This window comes from Nocardia araoensis NBRC 100135, from assembly GCF_000308435.1.
Lineage (GTDB): Bacteria > Actinomycetota > Actinomycetes > Mycobacteriales > Mycobacteriaceae > Nocardia > Nocardia araoensis.
In genome coordinates this window covers 1-11,040 of record NZ_BAFR01000326.1, presented here as the reverse complement: position 1 = coordinate 11,040, position 11,040 = coordinate 1, and the positions used below count along the sequence as shown (strand labels likewise).

Here is an 11,040-nt window from a genome sequence, read left to right as displayed (position 1 = left end):
GCGACGATCAGACAGCCCACCCCGACGCGGTTCACCTTCCCGTAGCCGCCGACCGGGCTGTAGAGGGCCGTCCGGTCGTAGCCGACGCGGCGACGCTGCCACAGGTCGACCACGAAGATTCCGGTCCACGCGGCCATCACGACACCGGTCGTGGTCAGAAAAGCCTGGAACGGGGCGAAGAACCCGGGCGCCGCGAAGGCCACGTAGCCACCGACGGCGGCGATCAGAACGGCATCGATCAGGACGGTGTAGTGGCGAGGTATCCGGACGCCCAATGTTTGCAGCGCGAGTCCGGAGGAATAGAGGCCGATGATGGAGCCCGACACGAATCCCACCAGTGCGAGGATCAGATAGGGCACCAGAAACCAGGTGGGCAGGTGGGCCGACAGTGCGCCGATCGGGTCGGTGGCCGCCGCCGCCGCGACCTCCGGATCGCCCGCGGCGAGCACCGTGCCGAGTCCCATCAGAACGAGAGCGGGAGCGGTGCCGCCGAAAACGATCCAGCCGACAAGCGCGCGTTTGCCGGCCGTGCGCGGCAGGTATCGGGTGTAGTCGGCGGCGCAGTTGACCCAGCTCAGCCCCAACGTGTTGGCGACGAGCATCACCCCACCCACGAACGCGCCCACGCTCGCCTGCCCGTGCGTGGCGAACGAGATCCTGGGCAGCGTCAGCACCACATAGACCACTGACAGCGCGGTGAACGCGAGAGCGAACCACTTCTGGATCCGCAAGATCACGTGGCAGCCGTAGATACCGATCACCGTGGTCGCCACGATGACCGTCAGAAGGGTGACGACCATGAGCGGTGCGGTATCCATATCCGGGTCGAGCCGGTGCGCGACCGTGCGAGCCGCGAGGGTCGCCAGCACGGCCGAGAAGGTCTCCCACCCGACCAACGCCAGATAGCTCAGGAATGCCGGAATCTTGTTGCCGTGGAATCCGAACGCCGCGCGGCCGGCCACCATGGTCGCCGCCCCGCCCTGCTGCCCGGCCAGCGACACCAGAGCGAGCAGCAGGAAGGAGACGACCCCACCCACCGCCGCGGCAAGCGCTGCCAGATGCCAGTCCAGGCCGAGCGCGGTGACATACGGACCGAACGAAACCAAGACCACATTGCAGCTGGTCCCGGCCCACGGCCAGAACAGCGAGCGCGGCTTGCCTCGACGTTCCTCGTCCGCGACCCATTCGGCGCCTTTGCGCTCGAAGGACCATTCCGACGGTTCCGCTGAACCCACAGCCATGTCGAATCCCATCGTCGACGGTGGGAAGGAACCGCCGGCCCAGCCTGACCACCGTGCACCCGTATAGCGTGCCGTTGTTTGTTGGCCCATTGTAAGGAAGCTGGCGTCTGAACGGAACCACAGTTGACATCGCAACTGAGCACGGGTTGCCGCTGTCCGGACTCGCATTCCACCGCAAGAGACTATTTGCCGCTGGATATTGACACACCAAATGGCGGCTTATAGGCGGCCGGTTGCGACCAGGGCGATGGTCAGCTCACCAACGCCTGCGGTGACAGTGTCTCGAGCACGCCGTTCGCCCAGCGCAGTTGCCGCGGTGTCTGCGGGTGGCAGCGCCGGCAGAGTTCGAGCAATTCGAGGTCCTGCGCCGCCTGGGCGCCTTGGGCGAGCAGTTCCCAGTCGGGGGACACGCCCGCCGCGACGCGGTGCAGACGGCGCAGATCGGCCAGCAGCAACAGAGCCGGTTCCGGCCGACGGCCCGCCAGCGTGCTCAGACGCTCTTGCAGACCCGCACCGTGGGCGCTTGTGCGGGGCTCGGCGCGGGGGTTCAGCTCGTATCGGCGGCCCAGCGTCCGTGCCACACTGGCGTAGATGGAGCGAGCGAACGCCTTCCACGACAAGAGATCCGCGCCCGCGGCCGGTGGGGAGAGCACGCGCACGGTGATCGTCGCCTTCGGCGCCAACGTGGCGGTGGCGGTGGCCAAAACGGTCGCGGCGACGCTTTCCGGCTCGGCGTCGATGGTCGCCGAGGCCGCGCATTCGTGGGCGGACACCGGCAATCAGATCTTCCTCCTCGTCGCCAACCGTCGAAGCACGCGCACCGCTGACGCGAAACGGCCCCTCGGGTACGGACGCGAGGCATACGTCTGGTCGTTGCTCGCGGCGGTGGGCCTCTTCGTGGCGGGCGCCGCGGTGTCGGTGTGGCACGGCATCACCGAACTGCTGCACGAGGGGCAGGGCGGACAGGATTACGCGGTTGCCTACATCGTGCTCGGGATCGCCTTCGTCCTGGAGGGGATCTCGTGGCTACAGGCCACCCGGCAGCTCGGCGGCGAGGCCGAGAGCTTCGATCAGGACATCCTCGAGTACGTGCTCGAAACCTCCGATCCGACCTTGCGCGCCGTCTTCGCCGAGGACAGCGCGGCTCTGATCGGAATCGTCATCGCGTTCGCGGGAATGGGGCTGCACCAGCTCACCGGCGCGGCGGTCTGGGACGCACTCGGATCGGTGCTCGTCGGCGTGCTGCTCGGGGTGATCGCCGTGGTGCTCATCGACCGGAACCGGCGCTTCCTGACCGGGGAGCCCGCCTCGCCCGAACTCCGCGCCGCCGCGGCGGCCCGCATCGAGGAAATGCCCGAAGTGGCCGCAGTGCGTTTCGTACGCCTGGAATACGTCGGCCCGCGGCAGGTCTTCCTGGTCGCCAGTGTGGACCTGGTCGGCGATCCGGCGGAGTCGACCATCGCCCTCACGCTGCGCGCGCTCGAGCGCGAACTCGAGCGCAACCCGCATATCGCCGACGCGGTTCTGACGATCGCCGCTCCCGAAGACGATTGAACCGCGCTACCTCCTCGGATCTCGTGTGTGGTGGCGGCCCGGGCATTCCTATCGATCAGTTCGTGAGGGCGTCGAACATGCCGGGTTGGTACGAACCTCCCGGCGTGCGGGTGATCACGCCGAGCCGGTTGGCCGCGTTGATCATGGCGACCAGGTAGACCAGCGTCGCGATCTGGTCGTCGTCGTAGTGCTCGCGCACCTCGGCCCAGGTCTCGTCGGAGACGCCTCTGTGCTCGTCGGCGAGCCGGGTGCCCTCCTCGGTCAGTGCCAGCGCGGCCCGTTCCGCCTCGGTGAACACGCTCGACTCGCGCCAGGCGGCGACCAGGTTGATCCGGACCGGGGTTTCACCGGCCGCCGCCAGATCCTTGGTGTGCACGTCGGTGCACCATCCGCAGCCGTTGATCTGGCTGGCGCGCAACTGCATCAGCTCCAATGTGGCCTTCGGCACCGTCGACTGCAAGATCGCCAGGCTGGTGTTGGCGAACCGCCTGCCGATCTTGGCGCCGATCTCGCTGTCGTTCAGATTGATACGGGGTTCCATGACGTGGTCCTCCCTCGGGGAGTGGTGTGCTTGTGCGTCGAACGAACACCAGACGTCGGGGGCCGGAGCCTCGTAACAGCGCGCCGACGTGACCTGCGCCACTGCGCATCGGTGTTACAAGACGGCGGAGGCGGGCGTCTGATGGATGACACAGCCGAGAGGAACAGGAGCCACTCCATGGCCGACACATCGCAGCAGACGTCCGGCGCCCACCACCCCGCCCCGGCTACCGCGGCGTTCGTCACCCACCGGAACCTGCTGTTCACCGTCGCCTACGAGATGCTCGGCTCGGCGGCCGACGCCGAGGACGTGCTGCAGGAGACCTGGCTGCGGTGGGCGGGTGTCGACCTCGGCACCGTCCAGGATCAGCGCGCGTACCTGGTGCGGATCGTCACCCGCCAGTCGCTGGACCGGCTGCGCACGCTCGGGCGGCGCAAGGAGTCCTACGTCGGCCCCTGGTTGCCCGAGCCGCTGCTCACCGCGCCCGACGTGGCAGAGGACATCGAGCTGGCCGAGAGCGTCTCCATGGCCATGCTGCTCGTGCTGGAGACGTTGACGCCGATCGAGCGGGCGGTGTTCGTCCTGCGCGAGGTGTTCGATCTGAGTTATGACGAGATCGCCGAGGCCGTCGACAAGAGTTCGGCCGCGGTCCGCCAACTCGCGTACCGGGCGCGGGCACATGTCGCGGCGCGCCGACCGCGCGGAGTCGTTTCCGCGGCGGAGACCCGCAACGCCATCGAGGCGTTCCAGCGAGCGATCGAGACGGGCGAGCTACAGCACCTGCTCGACATCCTCGCGCCGGACGTCGTTCTGCTCGGTGACGGTGGCGGCGTGGTGCAAGCCACGCTGTCGCCCGTCGCCGGGGCCGACCGCGTGGCCCGTACGCTGGCGGCCGGGCTGGGCAGGCTCGCCGCGGTGTCGAGGCAGCCCGCGCAGGTCAACGGCTATCCGGCGCTGATACTGCGGCGAGACGGCGAGATCGACACCGTCCTGGCGCTGCGCATCGACGACGGACTGGTCACCGGGCTCTACGCCGTGCGCAATCCCGAGAAGCTGTCCCGCATGCAGCGGGAAACCGCGCTGTGCCGCTGACGAGCGGAGCCGGGATTCGGCCGTCGAACACGCCAGGTACTCGAAGCGTGGTCGCCTGCCCCGCCGAGCCGGTCACCAGCCCGCGGCCACTCCCGCCATGACCAACTGGAGGTAGGCGTCATCGATTTCGCCGTCGCCGAAAACGCTTACGAGCGTGGTGCGTTCGATGCTCCCGCGCTCGGCGGCGTGCACCAGGACGAGCGCCGCGTCCCGGGCCCCGGCGCCCGGCTCGTCTTCGATCAGCGCGGCCACGATGGCGGCGGCGCTCTCCACGCTCCACACACCCGGGACGGCCGCGGCGACGTCGGCCGCGGGCGGTGCGGCCCCGCGGTGCCACCGGCCGCGATCCCACCAGTAGCAGAAGGACAGCAGACCGGCGCCGGCGCGCGGGTTCAGCAGCGGGTTCGCCACCCAGGCGGGCGCGCCCGCGTAGAGATCCGGCATCGGCGCCCCGGCGTTGTAGACCGCGTCCAAGGCGGGATCGTTCCACACGCCGCCGGACAGCACGGCCCGGTCCCCCGGCACGATCCAGAGCGAGGAGCCGCTGCGCTCGGCGCCTTCGAACAAACCGAGTGCGGGCAGGACCCGCGGCCCCCACGGGGACCCCACCGCGACGAATGCCGCGGACAGCACGGCCCAGCGCGCCACCAGCAACGGCAGTGGGGGTAGACCGTCCTCCAACCGGGCCGAGGCCGGGTCGGCCCTGGCCGCCGTCGCGGCGGGACGCGACTGCCGATCGGCATGCCCGATATGGGCGGCCAGCCACACCGGCAGCCGGTCCCGCGGGAATACTTCGAGATCCGCTCGATAGACCTCGGCCGGGAAGAGGTGGTCGTCGGGAAACGGTTCGGCGCCGAAGTCGTAGTCGGTCCGCACTTCTCCGGACGCCGACACCAGAAGCAGATACCGCCACCAGGGTCCTTCGGGCCGGGCGGCCGACGCCTCCCGATGCCTGCGCACCAGCGCCAGCACCTCCTCCGGCGGCACGATCTGGACCGTACGGCCCTCCTCGTCGGCGGCGACGACCGACGCCAGCTCGGCGGCGACCGTCAGCACGAAGACCGCGTGGATCTCACGGCAGTCCCGCGGCGCGAGCCCGATCAGCAGCTCGGCGATCCGGCGGCTCGCCGCATCCGGCGGCGTGGGTCCGTCCGCGGACGGCTGCTCGGCTGCGGTCACGACGTGGCACCTCCTCGTTCGCGGCGCGAGGCTACCACCGCCCGGGAAACGAACGGTGTTGGCGGAACCGAGTACTCGCCGTCTGCCGATCGTTTCACTCTGCGCGCGACCAGAATTCGCTCGGCCTTTGATGAAGGTTCAACTCACCGCGATGTAATCCGATGACGTCGACCGCCGAGGAGGCGAGCTGTGGGGAGCGATCCGAGAGGGCGTTTCGGGGCCGCCGCGGAGCAGCGGTGACCATCTACCTGCCCGAGGGGTTGCAGTGGCTGGCCTGGGTGGCGGGCACGACCTGGCCGAAGGGCGACGAGGACGCCGCATGGGCGGTCTCGGAGGCGTGGAAGACGGCGAGCAAGGAACTCGAGGCGCTGCTCGCGGGCATCGACGAGGCCAAGCGGACGACGGTGTCGGCCTACTCGCAGGGCGAAGGCGGGGCCGCGATGGGCGCCCGCTACGACGTCCTGCGCACCGGGGATCAATCCCTGGAGGAGCTGGCGAAGCTGATGAGCACGGTCGGCGACAGCGCGTTCGACATGGGCACCGAGATCCAGGCGACCAAGATCACCGTCATCGTCACCCTGGCCTGGCTGGCGCTGGAGATCCTGTGGGCCTGGCTGTTCCCGCCGACCGCGCCCGCCGTCGAGGCGGCCGCGATCACCACGACCCGGTCCTTTCTCAAGGTGTTCGAGGACTTCGTCCAGAAGATCATCACGAATATCGCCGCCCGGCTCGGCGCCCCGACGGTCAAGCGCCACTTCTGGACCCGCGCGGCGCAGCTGCGGCCGGTGCTGCCCACGGCCAAGGGGTACGGCGTCTACGGCGTGCGAGCGCTCGAGGCCGCCGCCATCACGGGAACGATCAACGGCGCGGTGCAGGTCGGCCAGCTGGCGGCGGGCAAGCGTCGCCACTTCAACGGCGGTGAGTTCGGACTGTCCATCCTCGCAGGCGTCGCGGGCGTGATCCCCGGCCGCGAGCCAGGCCGGTATCTCGGCAAGGGCATCGACAGGTTCGCGGGCAAGAACCTCGACAACGCGTTCGGGCGGGTCGGCCGCGGTGTCGTGATCGGCGGCGCCTCCGGCGCGGTCGGCACCGTGTTCGGGAACGTGGCGGCGGGCACGGTCACCGGGGACTGGTCGTCGTTCTCGTCGGGTCCTGGCTGGGTCGGCGGCATCGCGCGCGGTGGTCTGGTCGGCGGAGCGCGGGGCGGGTTCGCCCTCGGCACGCCGATTCCACCGGGGCGCGGGGGCATTCGTTCCTATGTGTGGATGCCGAAACCGTCGACCGGCAATACCGGGCGCCCACCGGTCCACGACGGGTCGTCCACTGGAACAGGCGGGAGCGGCCCGGCGTCGACGAACACCGGCGCGGGCGGGAGCAGGCCCGCGTCGACGCACACCGGCACGTCGGCCGGCGCGCCATCCGGGCAGTCGTCGCCCGCGGCGTCCACGGTCGCCGGTTCCACCGGTACCCCGGCACCGCATTCCAACGGTTCGGCGTCCGGCGGCTCGCGCCCGGTCTCCGCTGCCGGCAGCGGCGGTGCCGCGTCCACCCACTCGGGCCGCGGCGACGTCGTCTCCTCGGGCAGCTCCGGACACAGCGTGTACCACGACGCCACAAGCGCATACAGCGGAAGCGGACCATCCGTCCGACCCACCACACCCGACACCATCAGCACCGGATCGGGACACAGCGTGTACCACGACGCCACAAGTACATACGGCGGAAACGGACCATCCGTCCGACCCACCACACCCGACACCATCAGCACCGGATCAGGCCACAGCGTCTACCACGACCCCGCCGGCACGAATTCCTCTCCCACGGGATCCAGTTCCAGCTCCTCCACCGGGTCCGGTGCGGAGGGGTCCGGCCACTTCACCGGCCGGCCACCTACCTCGTGGGAGTCGTCGGTGGACGGGTGGGGCTCGACCGGAGGCCCGCGGCCCGGCGGCACGGGAGCGGGACCTTCTGTAGCACCGCCACTTTCGCCCGTGCCCTCGTCCTCCGGTGCGACACCGCACGCGACACCCACACCCAGCGGCCACGCCCCGTCCGGTGGGAGCCCCAGCCCCGCCGGTTCGCAGGTCACCGGTTCGTCCGGCACGCAGGGAAACCCGATCGCCACCAGCGCCGACGAGCCGTTCCTGGGTGAGGGTAAAGACGTGCGCGGCAAGACCCGTCCGAAACAGTGGCCTTCGGTGGAGCCGCTGCCCGGCCCTTTCACGCCGCCTCCCGCCGGGGCCGCTCAGCCCGGCGACTGGCTGCCCGGGGCGCCACCCCCCGACGCCGACGCACGAACCACCACCGAGAGCCCCGAGGACGTCGATGTTCCTTTCACCCTCTAGACCGCCGACATCGAAGGGAGTGCCATGGCCGCCGAAAGCGTAGAGGTCGACCCGGAGAAGCTGCGCCGGGCGTCGGAGCTGACCGGGGAGCTGTCGACCAAGGTCACAGGGATCACCGAGAAACTCCGGAACACGCTGGGCGGCATCGAATCCGATGCCACCACGATGCCGTGGGGCGACGACAAACGGGGCAGGAAATTCGCCGAGGGCGAGAAGGGTTACCAGGCGGCCAGGAAGAACCTGCTCGACGGCGCGACGGGCGCCGCGCAGACCCTCCACGACATGTCGGAGGGCCAGCGCGAGGCCGCGGACTCGTTGACCGGCACCGACCAGGCGTCGGGCGGAGCGTTGGGCGGGTGAGCGGCACATGGTGAACGAACGTCTGCACGCGGACATGGCCACGATGCTGGAGGGGCTGGGCGAGCAGTTCCGCGGGATCGCCGAACTGCAGAAACAGCGCTCGCTGCTCACCGCGACGGTGACGGCGTGCGACAAACGCATCGAGGTGACCGTGAACGCCGACGGCATCCTGATCGCCACCGGATTCGCCGAGGACGTCCTCGATCTGAGCCTCGAGGAGATCGCCGAGAACCTCACGGCGGCCGTGCAGCAGGCGGCGGCCGAGGTCGCGCAGCGCAGCAGGGACCTGATGGCGCCGCTGCTGGAACGGAAGAACGCGCTGCCGAAACTCTCCGAGATCATCGAGGGCGCGCCCGATCTCGGCTCGCTCATGCCGACCGCGCCCGCCCCGCCGACGACGCCGCCCGATCCGGCCCGCTGGCCCGTCGACGATTCCGGCGCCGCGGCACCGCGGTCGATGGTCGCCGATAACGACGACTGACGCCGCTATGGACATCCGAAGGAGCGGGGACCCGATCCCCCGCGGAGGAAAATGACAATGGCCCTCGAATCGAACACGTGGTCCGGCCTGGAGAACCAGGCGAAGGCGGGGTATCTGACGTTCGACCCGGCCGACGCCCTCGCCGCGGCCGAGGCCTGCGCCGATCTGGTCGACGACCTGCTCGGGATGGCCGCCGCGGTGACCGACCTGCGCCTGAACAATTTCGCGCCGATCGGCACGCTGACCTCCGGCGCGCAGCTGGCGATGGCGTTCACCACCAAAGGCACTCGCCTGCATACCATCCTGAGCGACCACGCGAAGATCGTCACCGACATGGGCGAGACCTACATCGCCGCGGGCAAGGCCTACACCGAGACCGACGGCGATTCCGGGGACACCTTCAAGGCGCTCAGTGAGCTGAAGATGCCGACCGAGGCGACGCCGTACACGCCCGGCAAGAAGGCCCCCGGCGCGCCCGACGCCGAATTCGACCAGCCCAGCGGCGGTTTCACCTGGAAGGACAAGGACGGCAACCCGCACGTCGAGAAGGCGAACGCGGAGAGTTTTCCTTCCTCGTTGAAGGACTATCAAGGCGCCAAGAATTCCGGTGTCACGGCCAACATCGAGAACAAGGACAGTCTCAGTTTCGCCGAATTGTACGAATTGGGGCGCGATCTCGATCCGCAACCGGTGCTGGCCGCCGCGGGCAACTGGCACAGTATGGCCAACGACCTGCTGGGCCGACTGAACAATTTCGTGACCGTGATCTCCGCGGGTACCGACGCGTGGGAGGGGCAGGGCGCTTCCGCCGCCTCCGAAGCGGTCCGGTCGTACTCCGACGGCGTGCAGCCGCTGATCACGTCGATGATCGCGATGAGCCAGAACCTGGACTACACGGCGCAGTGGCTGCACCTCACCAAACTGAGCATGCCCGCGACACCGGATCCCGGGGACTGCTGCCCGGGGAGGGTGACCCGGCGGTACCGCAACGAGTGGCAGAAGCACTACGGCGAGGGCATGAAGAACACGGTGTCGGTGATGCCCGTGGTGAACGGGCCCATCGCCACACCGCAGCAGGGTGGGCAGGGCCGAAACCAACCGGGCGACGACCAGAATCAGCCGGGCGGCCAGAACACGCCTGGGAACGAAGTGAACAGGTACGGCCGTTATCCGACGGGTGAAGGCGGTGGGCAGGGCTCCGGCTATGGGGGCCGAGGCACCGGCAACCAGAATCCCGGCCAGGACTATCAGGCGGGCTACCAAGAGGGCTACCGAGAGGGCCTGCAAGCCGGGCAGGGGTACGGTGGCTCCGAAAACGCCGGGTCCGGCTCTGGTACCGGAGCCGGATCCGGCTCTGGTTCCGGCGCCGGTCTGCCCGGAGCCGACACCCAGGCCGCGGGCGGGTCGCCTGCGAACGGTGGCCCCCTGCCTGCGGGTTACGAGGCGGCTGGACCCGGTACCGGCTCGCAGTTGGACGACGGATCCGCGGGCGGCGCCTCCGGTTACAGCCCCGCGGGCATGTTCGGAGGCTCCACCGGCTCTCAGGACAGCGCGGCGCCCGCGCGCGGGTCCGGTGGGTCGGGAACTTCGGCCGTGCCCGAAGGCGGTGGGTCGTCCGGCGGGCAGCCCGAATCCGTCACGAGCAGCGGTATGCCCGATGTGCCTTCGCTGGGCTCGGTTCCGCTGCCGCGCGGTTCCTCGGGATCGGGCGGTTCGTCCGGCGGATCACCGTCGCCATCGCGCGGCACGGCGTCCGGCGTGGACCCGGGGTCGCTCGAGGACGCGCTGGCACAGGCGACGGGCGCGGACCCCGCACAGGTGCGTTCGGTGCTGGACAATCTCCCTGGCCTGCTGAACGAGGACACCCTGTCGCAGCTCACCGGGCTGCCGCCGGAGCAGGTGCGTTCGATCCTGGACAGCATCCCGGACGTCGTCGACGAGAACGCGCTGTCGGAACTCAGCGGGGTGGACCCGGCGGGCGTGCGGTCGGTCCTGGAGAACCTGCCCCAGGCGCTGGACGAGCAGGCGCTCGCGGCGGCGACCCACACCGACGGCCCCGCCAGGGCCGGTCTCGCGGGGCGGGACACGGCATCGGGGGCGGCGCAGGGCGCCGGTTCACTCGCCTCCGCGGGCCGGGAACTCCTCGGACAACTGGGGAAGGCGCTGACCCAGGGGCTGGACAGTTCGACGCAATTCGGGAGCACGCTGCCCGGCGCGGAGAAACTGCAAGAGCTGTTGCGGCAGTTC

General features: G+C 69.8%; 9 protein-coding genes and 1 pseudogene. 6 read left to right on the top strand and 4 right to left on the bottom strand.

All coding sequences use genetic code 11. The features are described from left to right. Together ON21_RS31495 and ON21_RS31490 are read right to left on the bottom strand one after the other, a co-directional pair. Nucleotides 1–1,241, bottom strand: a 1,241-nt coding sequence (locus ON21_RS31495) for a purine-cytosine permease family protein (protein WP_039804117.1), incomplete at its 3' end; no start/stop codon positions are given. 251 nt (nucleotides 1,242–1,492) lie between these two features. Continuing rightward, a pseudogene (locus ON21_RS31490) lies at nucleotides 1,493–1,807 on the bottom strand (hypothetical protein); the annotation flags it as partial. A gap of 25 nt (nucleotides 1,808–1,832) precedes the next feature. On the opposite strand from ON21_RS31490, the gene ON21_RS31485 reads away from it, so the two are divergent. Further along, nucleotides 1,833–2,795 carry a cation diffusion facilitator family transporter gene (locus ON21_RS31485; protein ID WP_039804107.1) on the top strand — a complete coding sequence of 321 codons (963 nt, stop codon included), beginning with the start codon at nucleotides 1,833–1,835 and terminating at the stop codon, nucleotides 2,793–2,795. A 55-nt stretch (nucleotides 2,796–2,850) separates the two neighbouring features. Here ON21_RS31485 and ON21_RS31480 read toward each other — a convergent pair whose 3' ends face one another. Then, entirely contained in the window at nucleotides 2,851–3,336 is a 486-nt protein-coding gene (locus ON21_RS31480) for a carboxymuconolactone decarboxylase family protein (protein WP_039804113.1), read from the bottom strand. Nucleotides 3,337–3,513: 177 nt separating this feature from the next. Between ON21_RS31480 and ON21_RS31475 the strand changes: the two genes are divergently transcribed. Then, nucleotides 3,514–4,428, top strand: coding sequence for an RNA polymerase sigma-70 factor (locus tag ON21_RS31475; RefSeq protein WP_039804105.1), 915 nt, complete (start codon nucleotides 3,514–3,516; stop codon nucleotides 4,426–4,428). Between the two features lie 72 nt (nucleotides 4,429–4,500). Here ON21_RS31475 and ON21_RS36205 read toward each other — a convergent pair whose 3' ends face one another. Further along, on the bottom strand, nucleotides 4,501–5,607 hold the full coding sequence (locus tag ON21_RS36205; protein ID WP_051021539.1) for a hypothetical protein: 1,107 nt from the start codon (nucleotides 5,605–5,607) through the stop codon (nucleotides 4,501–4,503). A gap of 236 nt (nucleotides 5,608–5,843) precedes the next feature. Here ON21_RS36205 and ON21_RS36200 point away from each other — a divergent pair, with 236 nt between their 5' ends. From ON21_RS36200 to ON21_RS36195, 4 genes are all read left to right on the top strand, one after another. Beyond that, entirely contained in the window at nucleotides 5,844–7,952 is a 2,109-nt protein-coding gene (locus ON21_RS36200) for a WXG100-like domain-containing protein (protein WP_051021538.1), read from the top strand. 24 nt (nucleotides 7,953–7,976) lie between these two features. After that, a complete protein-coding gene (locus tag ON21_RS31445; protein ID WP_039804097.1) occupies nucleotides 7,977–8,312 on the top strand; it encodes a hypothetical protein in 336 nt (111 codons plus the stop codon). A 7-nt stretch (nucleotides 8,313–8,319) separates the two neighbouring features. After that, nucleotides 8,320–8,793: a YbaB/EbfC family nucleoid-associated protein gene (locus ON21_RS31440; RefSeq protein ID WP_051021537.1), complete on the top strand. Its 474-nt coding sequence runs from the start codon at nucleotides 8,320–8,322 to the stop codon at nucleotides 8,791–8,793. Between the two features lie 57 nt (nucleotides 8,794–8,850). Next, nucleotides 8,851–11,040 (top strand): WXG100 family type VII secretion target (locus ON21_RS36195; RefSeq protein WP_051021536.1); only part of this gene is annotated, 2,190 nt, incomplete at its 3' end.

Coding starts and splice junctions, on each gene's coding strand:
- ON21_RS31445 (WP_039804097.1), top strand. CDS start 7,977: ATGGCCGCCGAAAGCGTAGAGGTCGACCCGGAGAAGCTGCGCCGGGCG.
- ON21_RS31485 (WP_039804107.1), top strand. CDS start 1,833: ATGGAGCGAGCGAACGCCTTCCACGACAAGAGATCCGCGCCCGCGGCC.
- ON21_RS31440 (WP_051021537.1), top strand. CDS start 8,320: ATGGTGAACGAACGTCTGCACGCGGACATGGCCACGATGCTGGAGGGG.
- ON21_RS31480 (WP_039804113.1), bottom strand. CDS start 3,336: ATGGAACCCCGTATCAATCTGAACGACAGCGAGATCGGCGCCAAGATC.
- ON21_RS31475 (WP_039804105.1), top strand. CDS start 3,514: ATGGCCGACACATCGCAGCAGACGTCCGGCGCCCACCACCCCGCCCCG.